Origin of the sequence: Lysobacter changpingensis, assembly GCF_017308985.1 — a bacterium.
Taxonomy (GTDB): Bacteria; Pseudomonadota; Gammaproteobacteria; order Xanthomonadales; family Xanthomonadaceae; genus Lysobacter_J; species Lysobacter_J changpingensis.
The window spans coordinates 1-18096 of the sequence record NZ_JADWPE010000008.1 but is presented as its reverse complement, the minus strand read 5'-3'; the positions used below and the strand labels follow the sequence as shown (position 1 = coordinate 18096).

Genomic DNA, 18096 nt, shown 5'->3' with positions numbered 1-18096 from the left:
CGCCGTTCAATCTGTTTCAGCGTGTATCGCAGGCACCCACCAATCCCAGGCACGAGCCGGCGCCGCGGACGTTCGATGTGGCGGAGTTGTACGAAGGGCCGGTGCGCACCGCGACCGACGTGTCCGAGCAGGCCGTGCCGCTCGACGAGAAGCTGCGCCAGGCGTACTTCTGGATCGTCAACAACGCGATCATCAGTCCGCACTACGACATCGAGTACCACGACGGCCCGTCGGCCTCGTTCAGCGTGGGCGACAGCCGCCGCACGCTGACGCTGCCTTCGGCGCAGAGTTACTCCAGCTACGTGCTCATGCCGCTGCTCACGTTTGCCACCCGGCGCAAGTGCCTGTTCGTCGGGGGCCCCGGACGCGGCAAGACCGCCAGCGCCATCCTGATGGGCGTGCTTGCCGGGTATCCGGTGCGCGAGGTGCGCCGCGCGATGCAGCATGGCCATCCGCAGATGACCATCGCCGACCTGCTGGGAAATCCGTTGCCCGCCGATCTGGTCGCGGCGCAGGACATGGGCGACATCCGCATCGCCTGGCGCAAGTGGCTGTCGATGCGGGTCAAGATCATCGACGAATACAACCGCATCCCGACGCGCACGCAAAGCGCGCTGCTCACGGTGATGGGCGACAACTACGCCGAGATCCTCAACCACGTCTACGAATGCCCGGAGTCGGCCTGGTACCTCACCGCCAATGACGACCGCGGTGGCGGCACGTACCAGGTGATCGAGGCGCTGCGCGATCGCATCGACGTCGTCGTGCAGGCGCTGGCGTTCAATCCGCGCTTCCTCGACGACATGCTGGTGCGGATCGAGGAGAACATCCGCCCGGAAGAAGTCGTGCCGCGCGACATCGTGTTCACCGAAGCCGAAGGCGATCGCCTGGTGGAGGAAATCCGCGCGGTCGAAGTGCCGCACGATGTCCGGCGCCGCATCGAGTTCTTCTGCAGCCAGTTCGAACTGATGGAAACCGCGGGCGCGCAGTTCGAATACCTCACCAAGGACACGGCGCGCCTGGCCGGCGCCGACTGGGCGCAGGTCACCGCCGCCGAGAGCGGCCGCGACCGCATGAAGGACCTGGGCTGCCAGACGCGCAACGGCCTGTCGGTGCGCAACCTGATGACGCTGCTCGTGTTCGCCAAGGCACTGGCGTACTTCCGCGGCAACGCCACGGTGGCGCTGGACGACGTGCGCCACGTCCTGCCGTTCGTCCTCAACGACAAGCTCCAGCCCGACCTGGACGCGCCGTTCTTCGCATTGCCGGAGAACGCCGCCTACCGCACCGATCGCCTGAGCTGGCTGCGCTGGCTGCTGGATGCGTCCAATGCCGAGTACGACCGGCTCGACCTCGACCGCAACGATCCTGTCGGCGAGCTTTCCGAGCAGTTCTCGAAGGGACTGGAGGGCGTGAGCGAACGCGAGACGCGTTCGAGGCTGGCGCGCATCGAACGCGTGATCGAGGAGCGGGTGAAGGCGCGGAAACTGTACGGGCATCTGTACGACGACTTGCTCAAGCTCAAGTACCTGCACCAGCGCTACACCAATTACCTGCACTGGCTGCAGGCGCGCTGAGATGGTGTGCTCCTCGCTGGCCGGCGTGTTGGCTGCTCGGCGGACCGCGCTCAATCAGCGCGTGGCCGAAATGCGGCATCGGATGCCGTCGCTCGACACCGCCGCCTTCGGCGCCTTCGTCCGCCACGAGATCGACGCGGTCTGCGTCGCCGTGGAAGGCGTGGACCGCGACGGCGTCGAGCGCGTCGCGGAGGCGGCTTTCGACATCGGCCTGGACCTGGTCGGACAAGGACTGGCCGGCCCATCGGCCCGACTGCCGTGGGTGAATCGCGCATGGCAGCAGTTGGCGACGCCGGCGGCGCGATTGATCGCGCAATCCCCGGTGGATGCGCTTGGCGCGATCACCAACGCAGTCGTGCGCCTCGGAAGCGTGCCGGGCGTGCGGGTGGACGAATGGATCGACGTCGCGTCGAGTCTCGCGTCGCGTTGTCCGGACGTGGCATCGCTACGCAGCCTGGGCGCGGTGTGCGCGTGGCGCGCAGGCATGGCCCATCTGCGCGAAGTCGCGCTGGATCATGCCGGTCGCCTCGCGCCTGAGGTTGCGTCCGCGGCGGCAGGCTCGGCTTCGATGCCGTGGCCGGAGTTGCGCGAACGCCTGCAGGCGCAGCGCTGGTGGAATCCGGTCACCGGCGCGATGGATCCGCAAGGCCGCACCGTCGGCGGTTTCAGCGGACTCGGCGGGCCGTTCGCGACGCCGCCGGAGGTGCGCGTCGCCAGCGATGGTTTCGTCGCACAAAGCGATGGCCGGCATTTCCTCATCGTGGCCGATGCCATGGGCGCCGTCGTCCTGCCCGCGTCGTCGGGCGAATTTGCCGCAGCCTCCGCCGAGGCCGCGCGCGAGGTTTCGATCACGCCGCAGGGTGCGCGCATCTACGACACGCAGATCGCGTTTCCGGTGCCGGGCGATCGCATGAAGGCCGTCGCCAGTGCCGACAGCGTCGCGTTGTTCTCGCCGTGGTCGCACACCATCCGCGTCGCACCCGCCCGGCCGTGAACGAACCCGCGCCCACGAACGACGCGCTGCGCCCCTGGCGCGAAGCATGGCCCGCTGCGCTGGCGACGTGGAGCCGCTTCACGCGCCTGCAGGATCCACGTTTGTGCGAAAGCCACTTCGAGGCTGCGGCGGAAGGGCTGACGGGCAGCTTCGCGATGATTCGCCTGGTTGACCAGCGCGTCGTCATCGACCTGCAAAGCGTTGCGCATCATGGCCTGGGCGATCTGGCGCTGGAGATCCTCGCGCACGAGATCGGCCACCACGTGCTGGCTCCCGCGACGGCCACCGACCATGCGCGCCTGCTGGCCCGCATGCGTCGCGCGCTTCCGACGCTGGAAGCGCACGCGCCGATGATGGCCAACCTCTACACTGACCTGCTGATCAACGATCGCCTGCAACGGCAATGCGGCCTGCGCATGGACGAGATCTACCGCCGGTTGGCGCAAGGCAATGCGCACGCCGAGTCCACGCCGGTGTGGACGCTGTATATGGGCATCTACGAACACCTGTGGCAGCTGGCGCCCGGGTTGCTCGGCGGCCCGGTGGACGATGCGGCGCTGCGCGGCGATGCCTGGCTCGGGGCGCGACTGATCCGCGCCTATGCCGGCGACTGGCTAGACGGCGCCACGCGTTTCGCGACGCTGGTGTTTCCGCATCTGGTCGAGCAGGCGAGCGATCCACGCGTCGAGGCGTTGATGGACACGCGCCATGCCGGGCAGGGCAGCCAGCCTGCCGGGCTGGATCGCGCGGACGACGATGAACTCGCACCGGTGGTGCATCCGTCGCAGGATCCACGCGTCACCGGTGAAGAGCCCACCGGCGGTGACGTCAAATCGAAGGCGCCCGTGGACAAGAAGGCGCAGGATCGCAGCGGGCAGGCGCGCGAACCTTTCGAGTACGGCGAGATCCTGCGTGCGGCAGGCCTGGATCTGAACGATCACGACATCGCGGTGCGCTACTACCGCGAGCGCGCGCTGCCGCACCTGATCCGGTTTCCCGCGCGCCCCCAGCCGCAGGCAACCGAGCCGCAGCCGGAAGGCCTGGAGCCGTGGGATCCCGGCGATCCGCTCGATGCACTGGACTGGATGCAGAGCGTGATGCAGTCGCCGAAGGTGATCCCGGGCCTGACGACGGTGCAACGCACCTACGGCGACGCACCGGCACGCGAGCCATCGGTGGAGCCGATCGACCTGGACCTGTACGTCGACAGCTCGGGTTCGATGCCCAACCCGCAGCAGCGGACGTCGTACCTCGCGCTGGCCGGCGCGGTCATCGCGATCTCGGCGTTGCGCGCGGGATCGCGCGTGCAGGCGACGCTGTGGAGCGGCAAGCACGAGGTCATGCACACCGATGGATTCGTGCGTTCGGAGGACGCGATCCTGCGCGTGCTCACCGGCTTCTTCGGCGGCGCGACGGCATTCCCGATCCATCGTCTGCGCGATACCTATGCGGCGCGCACGCCGCAGGATCGGGCGGTGCACATCCTGCATCTGTCGGACGATGGCATCACCACGATGTTCGAGCACGACGAGCGCGGCAACAGCGGTTGGGATGTCGCAGCGAAGGCGCTCCAGGCCGGCCGCGGCGGCGGCACGATGGCGCTAAACCTGTACAGCCCGCTACCGTCGCACATCCGCGCCGCAACGGGCGCGGGATGGCAGGCGGACCTCGCGCGGGCTCGCACGGCCGGATGGGACATCCACGCGGTGCGCGACATGGCCGAACTGCTCGCGTTCGCACGCGACTTCAGTCGTCGGCACTATGCGGATGCGAGCGCCGGAGTCCGAACGTGATCGTGCTCTGGCGACTGACCACCGCCTGCAACCTCGCGTGCGGCTTCTGTGCCTACGACCGGCGCGTGGCGATGCCGCGCGTGCAGGTGGATCCCGCCGAGGTGGAACGCTTCTGCGCGCTGCTCGGTGCCCATCGTGCAGCGACGGGTGAGGATGTCCTGGTCAGTTGGCTGGGCGGCGAGCCGATGCTCTGGAAAGGCGTCCTCGCGCTGTCGCGCGGGCTTCGCGAACGACACGGCCTTCGCGTCAGCGTGACCACCAACGGCACCACGTTGCAACGCCCCGGCGTTGCCCAGGCCATGGTGTCGGCCTTCGACGAAGTCACGGTCAGCGTGGATGCGCTCGCCGGAACGCACGAGCGCCTGCGCGGCTGGCCGGGTGGATGGTCGCGCCTGGCCGATGGCGTCCGGCGCCTGGCTGAACTGCGTCCGGAACGTTCGCCGCCGCGTCTGCGCGCGAACGTGGTGCTGATGCGCGACACGCTGCCCGAATTCGCGAACCTGTGCGATCGACTGGCCGACTGGGGCGTGGACGAGATCACCTTCAACCAGCTCGGCGGGCGCGATCGCCCCGAATTCCACCCTGGTCAGGCGTTGCGCGGCGAAGACGTCGATGCGCTTCGCAGGGACATTCCCGCGCTCGTCGCACGCATGGCGTCGCGCGGCGTGCGCGTCAGCGCGAGCGAGCCGTATCTGGATCGCCTGTCGGCCACGGCACGCGGGCACGCGATCGCCGTCGAAGACTGCGAGCCGCTTCGTCCGACGGTTTTCATCGACGAGCACGGTCGCATCGCATCGTGCAGCTTCACGCTGGACGACCATGGCATCCCGATCGCCGACGTGAAGACGGTCGAGGACGTCGCTTCGTGGCGCGCGCGCCTGACGCAACGGCGTCGCGCAACGCCCGCCGCCGTCTGCCGGGACTGCCCTTCCACCCAGGTGTTTGCCAAGTTCGGAACATGAGCATGTCGACTGGTCCTTCGCTCGAACCCCTGCTGCGCCGGCTGATGGAAACGCCGGCCGACTTCCTCGATCCGCCGCGACGCGGTGGGGACGGGCGGGTACACGTGGCGGCCGTGGTCAACGATGTCCTCGCGTCGTACGACTGCGTAGCGCCGATGCCGCTGCTGGCCACGCTGTCGGGAGAGTTGGCGGCGGTGCCTGCGAACCAGCTGACGCTGGCCGCCGTGCTGGCGTGGCTGCTTTCGGATGAAACCTGGCGCGGACAGCCACTCGATCGCATCGCGATGCTGGCGCTCTTCTCCGACGTGGTGCCTGCGCTCGCGGCGGAAGCGAACGCGACACGGTATGTGTTCGAGCCCGAGCGGCGTGAGGAGCTGGTGCGAACGGCGATCGCGCGGCTTGGATTGCGCCCGGACGGCGAGACCGCGAATCAGGCCGCCGACCGGCTTGCGAGCGTCAGTGGCGTCGAGCGGCGTCGCCTGCTCGACGCCAGTCGCGCCGCCGACACGCGCGCACGCGCGGTCCGGGAAGCATTGGCGCGCAAGGCGGCGGAGGAATCCGCGGACAAGTGGACGCGCGAGTGAATCGCGAGCCGACCGACGCGGAGCGGTATCCGACGCTGACCGAGGCCGGGCGCGACGTACTGCGGCGGATGACCGAACACCCGTGCGCGCCGCTGTTCCGCAATCGCAGTGGAAACCGCCTTCTCGCCGAGGAGGTCCTGGCCCTGCGCGACCATGAGCGCGAGATCGCCACGGCGCCGATCGAATGGCAACCGGGACGGCCGCCGACATGGCTCGACACATTCGTCGAGGACGTGTTCGCACAGGTGCCGCATTATCGGACCCAATCTAGACCGGCCCGTTTCCAGGACATCGCGACCGTCGGGCGTGGCGATCTGTCGGCCGACATCGCGCGCTTCGTTCCCGATTCGGTGCCGCTGGAACGGCTGATCAACTTCCGCACCACCGGCACGACGGGGCATCCGCTGGTGCTTCCGTCCCACCCGGTCGTCGCAGGGCGATACCTCGCGTATCACAAGCGCGCGCTGCAACGCGCCGGCATCGCGCTGCGCCATGGCGCCGGCGACGTCGGCGTGATGCTGCTGGGCCTGCAACGCCGATGCTTCACCTACGTGTCCGTCACGCCCGCGATGGACGAATCGGGCTTGGCGAAGATCAACCTGCATCCCGACGACTGGCGCGATCCGCTCGATCGCGCGCGCTACATCGACGCCATGCTGCCCGAAGTCATCGCCGGCGATCCGATTTCGTTCGCCGCCATGCTGGAACTTTCCGTCCGCCATCGGCCACGCGCGCTGCTCTCCGTATCGATGGCGTTGTCGCCGGGGCTGCGCACGCGCCTGGAAGATCGGTTCGACTGCCCGGTGCTCGACCTCTATTCGATGAACGAAGCGGGGCCCATTGCGGTGTACGACCGCGACGTCGAGGGTTTCGTGCCGTTGCAGCCGCGCATGTACATCGAAATCCTCGACGCGCACGGACAGTCCGTGGCGGAAGGCGAACCCGGTGAGATCACGCTGACGGGCGGCTTCAACTTCTGCCTGCCGTTGCTGCGCTATCGGACGGGTGATCACGGCGCGTTGGTGGGCGGGCCTTCCGGGCCGGTGATTCGCGGTTTCCAGGGGCGGCGACCCGTGCGCTTCCTCACCGCGCAAGGACACTGGATCAACAACATCGACCTCACCCACGCAATCGCGGCGTTGCCGCTGTCGCGCTATGTCGTGCACCAGGATGCCGCTGGCGACGTGACGTTGCGCCTGGCGACGCGCGAGATGGCATTGGCTGCAGAAGCAGCACGCAGGCTGGGCGATGCGCTGGAAGGACGCGCCGTGCACGTCGATGTTCTCGACGCGGACGACAAGGTGCTCCAGTACACGACCGATCTGGATGGAGGGCAGAGCGCGTGAACCTGCTGGAAGCCGCGGCCAACGCGATGGCGACGGTCTCGATCCTGCTGGCGGGCCGCAACAGCGTGCACACCTGGTGGACGGGCATCGTCGGGTGCGCGCTGTTCGCCATGGTGTTCTGGGGGGCGCGACTGTACGCGGATGTCCTGCTGCAAGGTTTCTTCATCGTCACGAGCGTGATCGGTTGGTATTCCTGGACCGGTAGCACTGGCAAGGATGATCTACCGATCCGGCGCACGCCGCAGTCGATGCTGGTGTGGATGGCCACGGCCGCCTGGGTGGCTGCCGGCGCCTACGGCTGGGTCCTGCACCGATACACCGACGCCTACGCCCCGTTCGCCGACTCCGCCGTGCTGGCGGCCTCCGTGCTCGCGCAGCTGTTGCTCATGCGTCGACGCATCGAAACCTGGCCGGTGTGGTTGCTGGTCAACACCATCGCCGTTCCGCTGTATGCATCGCGCGGACTGACGCTCACCGCGGTTCTCTACACGGTGTATTGGATCAACGCATGGCTGGCGTGGCGTCACTGGACGAACCAGCGCACGACTGCGGGCGCGACGGCATGACCGGTTTCCGCACAGGGCTGGTGGTCGGCAAGTTCTGCCCGCTGCATCGGGGCCACCAGTCCTTGCTCGATCAGGCGCATGCGCAATGCGAACAACTGGTTGTCATCAGCTACACGAAGCCGGAGTTCGCCGGCTTCGAGCCCGAGCGTCGCGAAAGGTGGCTCGCGCAGTTGTATCCCGATGCACTGCGCCTGGTGCTCGATGACGAACGCCTTGCCGGGCAATGCCGGCAGCGCGGTATTGAGGCAAGGTCCGTGCCCGATAACGAGGCGCCGGACGACGTCCATCGGGCGTTCGTCGCCTGGCTGCTGCATGCAGTGCTTTCGATCGAAGTGGATGCCGTGTTCACCAGCGAATCCTACGGAGATGGATTCGCGGCGATGCTGGCCAGTGCGCAGCGCGAGCGCGACGGGCCGACGGTCGTCCACGTATCGGTGGATCCCGACCGCCTTGCCGTGCCGGTGTCCGGCACGGCGGTGCGTTCGGGATTGCATGTGCTTCGTCATCGGCTCGATCCGGTCGTCTACACGGATTTCGTCAGCCGCGTGGCGATCTTGGGAGGTGAGTCGACGGGGAAATCCACGTTGGCGACGCGTCTAGCCGACAGGCTGACCACCCTTAACGCGCCTGAGTATGGCAGGGAGCTGTGGGAGCAGCGCGGTGGCGTATTGACGGAAGCCGACATGCTCGCGATTGCGAGCACGCAGGTAGCGCGCGAGGAGGCGCTCACGCGGGAGGCGAACCGCTACCTGCTGTGCGACACCACACCGCTGACGACGATGCTCTATTCACAGGCGATGTTCGGGCGTGTGTCCGACGAGCTCCGACGGCTTGCGGAGCGGCCGTACGATCGCATCCTCCTGTGCGCCCCCGACGTTCCGTTTGTGCAGGACGGAACCCGTCGCGACGAAGCCTTCCGTCAATGGCAACACAATTGGTACGCCCGCGAACTCAATGCGCGTGGATTCGATTACGCGCTGGTTTGCGGTGGTTGGGACGAACGTGTCGAAAGGGCGTTGGAATGCCTGCCCACTCCGCAGACGGAGCCCTAACCGTGTCAGCTCGCCTGTTGCGTTGCTCAAAGATTGGCTTAGGCAGGCGCGACATAGGGGAATGACCGCTCTTGGCCGATAGCGGACATTGGCCGCACAGGGCGGCGAGGCGGGTCCCAACGTCCGCTTTCGACCCGAAGCGGACATTCGCCCGAGAGAGCAAAAGCATGCGCCTGATCGTTCTGGCCCTTGTTCTGTTGGCTAGCCAAGATGCGTTCGCAAAAAAATGCACCGCGACGTTCCGTTCGGTGTCAGGCAGCGTTACGGACGCGCAAGGCGTTCCGTTGCCGAACACTGCCGTAGGAGTTTCCTGGTCCATAGGGCGCACGCCGGGCGGTCCGGCCATCGGGCACACCGACGCGAATGGGCGCTATTCGATTCCGGTTCGTATCCGAACCATGTGCAGCGATCCCGCTCCGAAGTACTCAGTGACGGCATATTCCGCAACCCAACACTCCCAAGAAGAGCGGCTGGAAGACACTCCCGTGCGGCTCGTCGTGCCGACGCTTCGCGTCACTGAAGAGATTCTTTTCGAACCGGTCTGGCCAGACGAAGCGACCCACTGAAGCGGGCTCGCGCGTCCGCTCCTGGCCGCTAGCGGACGCGCGACGCTTTATCCCCAGCGCGCGACGCTTCAAGCGTCGACGGAGGCACTTGAAGCGCCGGTGTTGACCCTTTTCGTGCCGACGATGACGCTTTTTTCGCCACGACTGGTGCCTTTTTTCGCCGCCGGGGTGCACAACGCGTCGATCGCTTCGGATTGGTCCGAACACCAAAGTTTGTGACTGTTCGATAGCCATAGTTCGTGCCCATCGAGGTCAATGCGCTCGAAATCGACGAACTGGCGCAGCCGTAGTCTGCGCTCCACACGCAAAATCAGTGAGTTACGCTCTCTGGGGCGGCGCGAACCCCTGTCTCCGCGGCGGGATAGTGCGTACTGCAGGAAGCGCCCTTGGACAGGCCGAGAAGGTAAGGCCACTTTGTATTGACCCTCGTGCCGGGGCGTGATTGACTGAAGTCACCACTCCGCCTCTGCCGCGGCGATTAAGTTCGCCCCACGGCTCTGGAAGAAAAAGCCGCCGCAAGGCGGCTTTTTTTAAGCTCGAGCCGTACGCGGATGTCCGCTATCGGCCAGAAGCGGACGTTCAAGTAAAGGCGCCCTTGCTTGATCGGCTCCGCAGGCTTAGTACTGATACGTTCCATCGATCGGATGGGGAACCTTGCGACAGAACTCCACGACCCTTATCCAAGTTTCCGGAGCAATGGAACTGGGCCATACACCAGTGAGCATCTTGGCTAATCGTGGCGAGCGCCGCGCCGCGGCAAGAACTTGATCGGCGTAGCTCGCGGGCGCCTTAGAAAGCAGACTCTCAAGTGGCCCCGCAGCCACCGTAGCGAGGGTGAGACTGTCGATCTCCTCAGGGAGATCCGAGACGGATTGGATCAAGAGCCACAGATCGTCCCAGCGGTCATCGAGCCAACAATCAATCGGGTCGAAACGCGCATGCGAATAGTTGGTGCCCGATCGAAGAGCGGCAACGTAAGCGCCCGCGATCTCTGCCATTGGCGGCTGTTGGTCCGGCATTGCCTTTACCCATGTCCGCTTCGGGTCGGAAGCGGACATTAGCAGCCCGGCCGCCGGCCGTCATGGTCAAGCGTCCGCTATCGGCCAGAAGCGGACACTCCGGAACTACACCTCGGCAGCCCGCAGCCAAGCGGCCACCATCGCGCCTCAGATGGATCCGGCCTTTTCAACGTTAACGAGAAGCTGGCCATCGGGCATCGCCTGAATGTCGATGTTCACGCTAATCCTGTTGCCAACCCGAGTCCCTCTGGGCTTTACGACGACTGCCAGGACATCGCCGGCGTAGTCGCAGCGAATGCCGCTCGCCGCTTCGATGCAGTCGACGAAACCAAACGCCTTCAAGCAGGCGATTGACGCTAGGCATCCCGTGCCGGTCGACATTACGTCTTCTCGAACTTTGGCCTGGAGCCTTGCTTCGGAAAGCATCCATGTCTTCGCGACAAGCTGACCGAGTCGGTGTTGCCCTAGGCCATCCACGTCCACTTCCATCCGCGGGGCGCCCGAGCATGCGGCAATAGAGCCAACCAAGGTGAAGAGACCAACTCGCACGCCCCTCTTTGCAAAGCGAAGCACCGACATGACGCGGCGAAATTCCATGCAACCCTCCCTCGGCGACCGCTTTGGGTCGGAAGCGGACATTAACACCCGCCCCCAGTCCTTCGCTCGCCCCAACGTCCGCTACCGGCCAGGAGCGGACATCTCCCGCGGCGGTGCAAGTCCAAGCTTCGCGGCCACGCTTTCAACGGCCTCCTGAACTGTCGTGACCACCAGTCGCTGGTTGTCACTGTCGCTTTCCAAAAGAAGCGGACAGTTTCCTGCCGCCGCTTCCAACTGCACCTCGAAGCGGGAGGCCGGATGCGTAAAGAACCAGAGACCATCGTCATCAGCCCCAGGATGAACCACCTTCAGCCGGGTGACCTTTAGCGCCGGATACAGCGCAACAAGCGTGCTTTCGATCTGATCGATATCGCGCATCAAGCTCCTCCATACCTAGAGCCCGGCCGGCGGAACGCCTGCTAACAGCCAGAAGCGGACATTCGGTGATGTGTTGAGGCGCGCACTTATCCCAAGTTTCGTTTCGCCGAGGGCCGCCTGAAGAGCTTGATGCACGAGACCACGGTAGCAGCCAGTCCCACAACAGAAATCCAAAGGTTGATACGAAGCAATCTGGCGGAACGCTCCGGATTGAATGGCATGCCTGATGCCCACCAATGGTAAAGCGCAAGCACGGCGCCCACCGACAGCAGTGTGAGCCCAGCGATTAACAGTAGCCATTGAAGAATGCGGCGAGCGGTCATCAGCGTGTACGTTCACGAACGTCCGCTTTGGGTCGGAAGCGGACATTAGCATTGACGGGGCGGGCTCGCCCCGCGGGACGTCCGCTATCGGCCAGGAGCGGACACTCGTTGGTACGCCGGTAGCTCGACGACAACGACCGTAGAGGGTCCGACCTGCATCGCCTTGTTCATTGCGAATACTTCGAGAGGAAAGGACCTTCCACCAGACTCGAACCCGAATCTGAAACGCATCGTCGCGCCATCCTCGCTGATCGTCTTCGAGGAAATGGGGATGTTCGGAAACGAGAGATATGGGTCCTGCATATCCGGGGAACGGAAAACGAATCCCAAGTCCGTGACCGAGAAGACGCTTCCTTCCGGCACCGATACCTCGATGAAGACATACGTGTAGGAGTCGCATCGCCCCGGCACGTCAGACTTTGGCTTCTCGACAGACGCAACGCGAACGAGGGGCCGCGGGACAGGTTCCCAAGGCGGGGACAGCTCCCGCTCCTGTGTTCCGGGTTTACCTGGCTCGTACCCAACAAAGCCGCCCACGATCGAACACGCCCCCGCCGGCGGCACGAAAAGGACCGCCATGAGGCCCGCTGCCGCGACACGAGTCCAGTTCCACATCAAATGAGCCTCACCCCTAGTTCCTGATTGGCCCGCACCCAACGTCCGCTTTGGGTCGAAATCGGACATTAGCAGCGGCCACCTCTCCCTACCGCCATGAGGCACGGCAACGCCCCAAGCCGGACATCGGTCACCGGATACTGTAGAAGGCGAATCAGGGCCCTTCGATACGAGGGGGCGGTTGCGCAGGCTCGCGTCACCATTCGCGGGCACAACCAAGGGGTGAGGCATGAAAGCGATATGGATGGCGTTGGCGATGGGCGCGTTGATCGCAGGTCCGGTGGCGGCACAGGTGCCCACCGGCAAGATGGGGCCGCTGCGTCCTGACCAGCAACGCTTCTTCGAGCTCTACAAGGAACTGGTGGAGACCGACACCTCGGTCACCACCGGCAGTTGCACCCAGGCCGCCGGGCAGATTGCCGCGCGCCTGAAGGCAGCAGGCTTTGCCGACGACCAGATCACGCTGTTCTCGGTGCCCGAGCACCCGAAGGAAGGCGGACTGGTGGCCGTCTATCCCGGCACGTCCAGCACGCTCAAGCCAATCCTGCTGCTGGCGCACATCGACGTGGTGGCGGCCAAGCGGGCCGACTGGGTGCGCGATCCGTACACGCTGGTCGAGGAGAACGGCTACTACTACGCGCGCGGCATCGCCGACGACAAGATGATGGCCGCGACCTGGGCCGACACGCTGATCCGCTTCAAGCAGGCCGGCTACAAGCCCGCGCGCACGGTCAAGATCGCGCTGACCTGCGGCGAGGAGACCGACACCGCGTTCAACGGCGCGCAGTACCTGGCCAACCACAAACGCGATCTGATCGACGCGGCCTTCGCCCTCAACGAAGGCGGCGGTGGCGATACCGATGGCAAGGGGCACCTGGTCGCGCAATCGATCCAGGTCGGCGAGAAGACCTACCAGGACTACAAGCTGGTCGCCACCAATCCCGGCGGACACAGTTCCCAACCCGTGCGCGACAACGCGATCTACGCGATGTCCGAGGCCTTGCTGAAGGTGGGCGGGCATGAGTTCCCGACCGAGTTCAACGACACTACCCGCGCCTTCTTCGCGCGCGCCGGTGCGGCGCGCAAGGATGAGTTGGGTGCCGCGATGGCGGCGTTGGCGAAGGATCCCGGTGACGCAAGGGCGGAGGCGATCGTCAACACCGACAAGGGCTTCCACTCGATGCTGCGCACGACGTGCGTGGCGACGATGATCAACGGCGGGCACGCGGTCAATGCACTTCCGCAGCGGGTCGAAGCCAACGTCAATTGCCGCATCTTCCCCGGCCATACGCCGGCGGAGATCAAGGATGCGCTGGTCGGGGTCATCGGCAACCCCGCCATCTCGATCGACCTCGCACGCAAGGACAAGCCGCTGGCCAAATCGCCCGCGCTCGATCCGGCGATCATCGGCCCGATGGAAACGCTGAGCGCGAAATACTTCCCCGGTGTGCCGGTGATCCCATCGATGTCGACCGGCGCGACCGATGGACTCTACATGTCGGCCGTGGGCATCCCGACCTACGGCGTGCCCGGCATGTGGGGCGACCCCGACGGCAATGGCGCGCATGGGCTCAACGAACGCCTGGAAGTGCGCTCGGTGTATGTGGGGCGCGATTACCTGTTCGACCTGGTGAAGGCGTTGGCGCAGTAAGGGAATAGCCGCCCCCCCCGACGCGCAAGAAGGCAGCTGGAGGCCCGCCAACGGCGGGCCTTATCTATTGCGAAGACGGAAGCAGTACTCGGCTCTGTCGAATGGCTGCTATCGCCAGAGGCGGACACACCATGCATCCGCACGGCCCGGTGACACTCACCTGAAAAGCAGGATCAGATGCGTCACGCGCCAGAAGAGCACCACATAGGCGGCGATGAGAAGCGTCTGCCACAGACGCGGCAGTCCCGCCTTGGACAGGCGATGCATGCCATCGGCAAGGTTGAGCAGAACCAGCCCTGTGCCCAGCACAGCGACGACATAGCCGGTCGATCGGAAGGCCAGCGGACCGATGTCGCGCGGGTCGTGCTCTATCGCTTCCAGCCCTGCGGCCAGGACCAACGTCGCGACGAGCAGGTTGCGCGTGTGCTCGAAGATCGTGCGCGAGACGTCGCGCTCGAAAAGCACCTCCCGCATGCGGCGCAACCAGTGAACGTCCCGTAACGTCACATCCGATGCTCCGCGTCAGAACGCGAACCCGTAACCGACTGCCGGACCTTTGACCACCAGATCGGTAGAGGTTCCCCGCGCTTCCGCGTCCACGTCGAGATAGCGGTAGCCGAAGTACCACGCGCCCGATTTCATTCTGTAATTCGCGACGATGCTCGCGTTCCACGTGCCATCCGTGTCGCCCCACGAACCGTCTCCGCGAAGCGTCAAGCCCCAGCGTCCACCAAAGGCCCACGTGTAGCGCGCGCCGAGCATGAAGTCGCTGAAGGATTCGTCCAGTTCCACGCGAAACTGCGGCACTCCAAGGGGGCCGCTCGGCGTGATCGTGCTGGCGATGTCGAGATCGAGGTAGCGAAGCCCGCCGAAGACCTCGCCTCCCGTGAAGCGCTGCCCGCCGGGGCTCCACACGGCTGCCGCCTCGAACAGGCGCGTGTCCAGGTCGGACTCGGCCTGGAAGAAACGGCGCGTGGCATCCTGCGAAAGGCCCAGGTAAGTGAAGTCGGCGAACAGGCCGAAGTGCTCGCCCTGCCCCTCGGCATGCATCTGGAACGCGCCGTCGAGCTTGTCCACGACATCGCCGAAGCTCAGCCGCCGGGTGATCACCGCCGACGCCGGCGGTGGCGTCTCAAGGTCCGTGCTGATGTCGACGGCCCATACGTACGGCGCCACGATCCAGTCCCACCGATCCTGGGCGCTCGCGGTGCCCCACGGGATGAGCAACGCGGCCACGATCGGCACCGGCCGGGCACAACGGTTCATCGCGATCACGTCCATCTCCTCTTCGTGCCGATGCCCCAATGCGGCGGACGCTACCTGAGGTATTTCACGTCGACTCGCTCGATCGCGCCGTTATAGGCGAAGGGTTTGCGATCGAAGTACGCCATCGATACCGGCGAGTAGCTGTCGCGGCCGACATCGAACGCATCGTTGGCCGTGAACGTGAGCGGTGCCGAGCGCGGCACGCGACCCTGCGCCACCGCCTTGCCGTTGACCCTGATTTCCACGTCGAGCGGCCCGGCGTGCTTGTCGTCCGCCTTGCGCGTTTCGACCTCGATCTTCACCTTGCCGGACGGAAGCGGCGCCGACGAGGCCAGGTTCGTGCGTTCGACTTCGAACAGGTTGTACTCGTAGTTCAGCTTGCCCTGATCGACCCACAGGGCGAGCCCGCCGGAAAAGGCTCCCAACGCGTACAACACGCCTTGCGAATCCGGCTTCAGCTCTGTTTCGATCGTGACCAGGTTGCTGCGCGCGCCCACCTTCGGCGCGGTGAACTCGGGTACGGCTATCACTTCCTGCGTATAGCTGAACTCGGTGGCCGGGTTCGACGGCGCGTCTTCGGGATGGAATACGGCCGACCAGAGCCCGCCACCCACGGGCCAGACCTTGTTGGCCTTTGCCTGCGCGTCGAACGACGCCTTGAGCATGGCCACCTTGTCTGGATGGTGCGACGAGACGTCCTTCGCCTGCGAGTAATCGGTGCGCAGATCGTGCAGCTCCCACGCATCCTGGTCGGGCGACCACTTGAAGATCGCCGGATCCACGCCCGCCTTCCACGGCGTGCGCGGACCGAACACGGACGCGATCCATTCGTCCTCGTAGTACGCCCGACTGCCCATGATCTCGAAGTACTGGCCCTTCTTTCGCCCGGGTGCCTTCGCCGAATCGAAGGTGTAGGCCATGCTCACGCCGTCGAGCGGGTCCTGCGTGATCCCGTCGACGAGTTTCGGCGGCGTGATGTCGAGCACGTCGTAGATCGTCGGCACGATGTCGTTGACATGGTGGAACTGCGAGCGGGGAGTCTTGTCGGGCTTGATCGTGCCCGGCCAGGAAACCACCAGCGGCGTCCGCGTGCCGCCGAAATGCGCGGCGACCAGCTTGGTGGAGCGGTGCGGCGTGGAACCGGCCCACGCCCAACCGGCGTGGTACATGTTGTCGGCCTTCGGCGAGCCCAGCACCTCCATGCCGCCGAGTTCGTTCATCGCGCGGATGTGGTCGCTGATCTGCGTGGCGATGCCGTTCTGCGCGAGCAGTTCGCTGATCGTGCCGTTCTGGCCTTCCGCGCTGGAGCCGTTGTCGCCCCAGATGTAGAAGACCAGCGTGTTGTCGCGGATGCCCATCTCGTCCAGCGCATCGATGATGCGGCCGGCCTGGTGGTCGGCATGCTCGGTGTAGCCGGCGAACACTTCCATCAGGCGGCGCTGGAAGGGCTTTTCGTCCTCGGGAATGTCCGACCACGCGGCGAGCGAGTCCGGGCGCGGCGTGAGTTCAGTGCCCTTCGGGATCCATCCCAGCTTCTTCTGCCTTGCGAACACCTCCTCCCGCATCTCATCCCAGCCGCCATCGAACTTGCCCTTATAGCGGTCGGCCCACTCGTTGAAGATGTGATGGGGACCGTGCGCGGCGCCGGGCGCCCAGTACATGAAGAAGGGGCGGTCCGGCGTGAGTGCGTGCACCTGCTTCATCCACGCCACCGCCTTGTCGGTCATGTCGACGGTGAAGTGGTAGCCCTCCTTGCCGTGCGAGGGGTCGATGCGAACCGTGTTCTCCACGATTGCAGGCTCCCATTGCGACGATTCGCCGGCGAGGAACCCATAGAAGTAATCGAAGCCGATGCCTTCGCCTGCGGGCCAGTCGGTGTAGGGCCCGACGGCGGTGGTTTCATTCGCCGGCGTGTTGTGCCATTTGCCAAAGGCCGCGGTGGAGTAGCCGTAATAGCCAAGGACCTTCGCTGCGGTGGCGGAGGTGCGTGGAATCCGTCCCGTGTAGCCATCCCAGTCGTTGGCCAGCTCGGCGATCTGGCCGTTTCCCACGCGATGGTGGTTCCGCCCGGTCAACAACGATGCGCGCGTGGGCGAGCACATCGCCGCGTTATGGAAGCGGTTGTAGCTCACTCCCTGCTTGGCGAGCCGGCCCAGCGTCGGCGTATTGATGACGCCGCCGAAGGTGCCCGGCAACGCGGGGCCGACGTCGTCGAGCATGATCACCACGATGTTCGGCGCGTTGGCGGGCAGGTGCGCTTTCGCCGGCACCGGACTGTACGAGGATTGCGCGATCGTCGGACCTGCCTTGCTGCCGGACGGCTTTGGCGGAAACGGCAAGGAGTCCTGGGCCACTACCGGCGCTGCGAAGAGCAGCGTGGCCATGGTGAGAACGAGGTGGCGGACCTTGAAGCGGCTGCGACTGGCGGGCATGCGAACCTCCGTCGGCACGCAGAGCGGGGGCTCTACGCAGGTCTCGTGGACGCGGCCGGTCAGGAATCCATGCGCCGGGAGCGCGAACGCTCACCACCGGCGCCTAGGACCGCGTTCAAGCGGCGGTCAGCCTCATCAACTTGGCGTGAAAGGGCAGTGAAACGGGGCCAGTAGCTTTGGGGCGGCCATCGGTCGCACGAATAAGCGACTGCTTTGAACGACGGAAACACTGATTTCCCAGGCCGGGCTTGATGTCCGCTATCGGCCAGGAGCGGACACGCCGGCTGACCAGGCCCTCCGCTTCAGAAGCTAGCGCGAAGCCCTATGCGATAGCGCCGGATTTCGTCGGACTCTTCCCATTCGGCCACCACGCCC

General features: G+C 65.5%; 16 protein-coding genes. 10 read left to right on the top strand and 6 right to left on the bottom strand.

From position 1 onward, the window contains the following. The first annotated feature begins 101 nt into the window (after nt 1-101). The 9 genes from I4U41_RS17510 to I4U41_RS17470 all read left to right on the top strand — a co-directional run bounded on the left by I4U41_RS17510 (nt 102) and on the right by I4U41_RS17470 (nt 9440). Nucleotides 102-1577, top strand: a complete 1476-nt coding sequence (locus tag I4U41_RS17510) for an AAA family ATPase (protein WP_206862466.1) — start codon at nt 102-104, stop codon at nt 1575-1577. Between the two features lie 82 nt (nt 1578-1659). After that, nucleotides 1660-2571: a hypothetical protein gene (locus I4U41_RS17505; RefSeq protein WP_206862465.1), complete on the top strand. Its 912-nt coding sequence runs from the start codon at nt 1660-1662 to the stop codon at nt 2569-2571. After that, on the top strand, nt 2568-4364 hold the full coding sequence (locus tag I4U41_RS17500) for a vWA domain-containing protein (protein ID WP_206862464.1): 1797 nt from the start codon (nt 2568-2570) through the stop codon (nt 4362-4364). The genes I4U41_RS17505 and I4U41_RS17500 overlap by 4 nt, the downstream gene beginning before the upstream one ends. Continuing rightward, on the top strand, nt 4361-5326 hold the full coding sequence (locus I4U41_RS17495) for a radical SAM protein (protein WP_206862463.1): 966 nt from the start codon (nt 4361-4363) through the stop codon (nt 5324-5326). Before I4U41_RS17500 ends, I4U41_RS17495 begins: the two co-directional genes overlap by 4 nt. 44 nt (nt 5327-5370) lie before the next feature. Next, the gene (locus tag I4U41_RS17490; protein WP_206862462.1) at nt 5371-5910 is read left to right on the top strand and encodes a hypothetical protein; all 540 of its coding nucleotides are present in this window, start codon (nt 5371-5373) and stop codon (nt 5908-5910) included. Further along, entirely contained in the window at nt 5907-7256 is a 1350-nt protein-coding gene (locus tag I4U41_RS18595; protein ID WP_206862461.1) for an AMP-binding protein, read from the top strand. The genes I4U41_RS17490 and I4U41_RS18595 overlap by 4 nt, the downstream gene beginning before the upstream one ends. 26 nt (nt 7257-7282) lie before the next feature. Continuing rightward, nucleotides 7283-7822: a nicotinamide riboside transporter PnuC gene (gene pnuC / locus I4U41_RS17480; protein ID WP_242525352.1), complete on the top strand. Its 540-nt coding sequence runs from the start codon at nt 7283-7285 to the stop codon at nt 7820-7822. After that, the gene (locus I4U41_RS17475; RefSeq protein WP_242525342.1) at nt 7765-8874 is read left to right on the top strand and encodes an AAA family ATPase; all 1110 of its coding nucleotides are present in this window, start codon (nt 7765-7767) and stop codon (nt 8872-8874) included. The genes pnuC and I4U41_RS17475 overlap by 58 nt, the downstream gene beginning before the upstream one ends. 167 nt (nt 8875-9041) lie before the next feature. Further along, nucleotides 9042-9440 (top strand): carboxypeptidase-like regulatory domain-containing protein, encoded by a 399-nt coding sequence (locus I4U41_RS17470; protein ID WP_206862459.1) that lies wholly within the window; start codon nt 9042-9044, stop codon nt 9438-9440. 617 nt (nt 9441-10057) lie between these two features. On the opposite strand, the gene I4U41_RS17465 is transcribed toward I4U41_RS17470, so the two are convergent. The 3 genes from I4U41_RS17465 to I4U41_RS17455 form a co-directional block, all read right to left on the bottom strand. Beyond that, nucleotides 10058-10498: a DUF6869 domain-containing protein gene (locus I4U41_RS17465; RefSeq protein WP_206862458.1), complete on the bottom strand. Its 441-nt coding sequence runs from the start codon at nt 10496-10498 to the stop codon at nt 10058-10060. A 108-nt stretch (nt 10499-10606) separates the two neighbouring features. Beyond that, the gene (locus I4U41_RS17460) at nt 10607-11056 is read right to left on the bottom strand and encodes a hypothetical protein (protein ID WP_206862457.1); all 450 of its coding nucleotides are present in this window, start codon (nt 11054-11056) and stop codon (nt 10607-10609) included. Between the two features lie 81 nt (nt 11057-11137). Continuing rightward, complete coding sequence (locus tag I4U41_RS17455) at nt 11138-11434, bottom strand: hypothetical protein (RefSeq protein ID WP_206862456.1); 297 nt, start codon at nt 11432-11434, stop codon at nt 11138-11140. Nucleotides 11435-12601: 1167 nt separating this feature from the next. Between I4U41_RS17455 and I4U41_RS17450 the strand changes: the two genes are divergently transcribed. Further along, nucleotides 12602-14023, top strand: a complete 1422-nt coding sequence (locus I4U41_RS17450) for a M20/M25/M40 family metallo-hydrolase (RefSeq protein WP_206862455.1) — start codon at nt 12602-12604, stop codon at nt 14021-14023. 156 nt (nt 14024-14179) lie between these two features. On the opposite strand, the gene I4U41_RS17445 is transcribed toward I4U41_RS17450, so the two are convergent. The 3 genes from I4U41_RS17445 to I4U41_RS17435 are packed head-to-tail and all read right to left on the bottom strand — an operon-like array spanning nt 14180 to nt 17721. Continuing rightward, complete coding sequence (locus I4U41_RS17445; RefSeq protein WP_206862454.1) at nt 14180-14497, bottom strand: hypothetical protein; 318 nt, start codon at nt 14495-14497, stop codon at nt 14180-14182. A gap of 48 nt (nt 14498-14545) precedes the next feature. Next, nucleotides 14546-15304 carry a hypothetical protein gene (locus I4U41_RS17440; RefSeq protein ID WP_206862453.1) on the bottom strand — a complete coding sequence of 253 codons (759 nt, stop codon included), beginning with the start codon at nt 15302-15304 and terminating at the stop codon, nt 14546-14548. A 35-nt stretch (nt 15305-15339) separates the two neighbouring features. Continuing rightward, nucleotides 15340-17721 (bottom strand): arylsulfatase, encoded by a 2382-nt coding sequence (locus I4U41_RS17435; protein WP_206862452.1) that lies wholly within the window; start codon nt 17719-17721, stop codon nt 15340-15342. Between the last annotated feature and the right edge of the window lie 375 nt (nt 17722-18096).

What these genes read in the sequence shown, in the direction of transcription:
- I4U41_RS17475 (WP_242525342.1), top strand. Translation starts at nt 7,765, where the DNA reads ATGGCTGGCGTGGCGTCACTGGACGAACCAGCGCACGACTGCGGGCGC.
- I4U41_RS17490 (WP_206862462.1), top strand. Translation starts at nt 5,371, where the DNA reads ATGGAAACGCCGGCCGACTTCCTCGATCCGCCGCGACGCGGTGGGGAC.
- I4U41_RS17455 (WP_206862456.1), bottom strand. Translation starts at nt 11,434, where the DNA reads ATGCGCGATATCGATCAGATCGAAAGCACGCTTGTTGCGCTGTATCCG.
- I4U41_RS17465 (WP_206862458.1), bottom strand. Translation starts at nt 10,498, where the DNA reads ATGTCCGCTTCCGACCCGAAGCGGACATGGGTAAAGGCAATGCCGGAC.
- pnuC (WP_242525352.1), top strand. Translation starts at nt 7,283, where the DNA reads ATGGCGACGGTCTCGATCCTGCTGGCGGGCCGCAACAGCGTGCACACC.
- I4U41_RS17445 (WP_206862454.1), bottom strand. Translation starts at nt 14,497, where the DNA reads ATGCGGGAGGTGCTTTTCGAGCGCGACGTCTCGCGCACGATCTTCGAG.
- I4U41_RS17460 (WP_206862457.1), bottom strand. Translation starts at nt 11,056, where the DNA reads ATGGAATTTCGCCGCGTCATGTCGGTGCTTCGCTTTGCAAAGAGGGGC.
- I4U41_RS17435 (WP_206862452.1), bottom strand. Translation starts at nt 17,721, where the DNA reads ATGCCCGCCAGTCGCAGCCGCTTCAAGGTCCGCCACCTCGTTCTCACC.
- I4U41_RS17470 (WP_206862459.1), top strand. Translation starts at nt 9,042, where the DNA reads ATGCGCCTGATCGTTCTGGCCCTTGTTCTGTTGGCTAGCCAAGATGCG.
- I4U41_RS17505 (WP_206862465.1), top strand. Translation starts at nt 1,660, where the DNA reads ATGCCGTCGCTCGACACCGCCGCCTTCGGCGCCTTCGTCCGCCACGAG.
- I4U41_RS17440 (WP_206862453.1), bottom strand. Translation starts at nt 15,304, where the DNA reads ATGGACGTGATCGCGATGAACCGTTGTGCCCGGCCGGTGCCGATCGTG.
- I4U41_RS17450 (WP_206862455.1), top strand. Translation starts at nt 12,602, where the DNA reads ATGAAAGCGATATGGATGGCGTTGGCGATGGGCGCGTTGATCGCAGGT.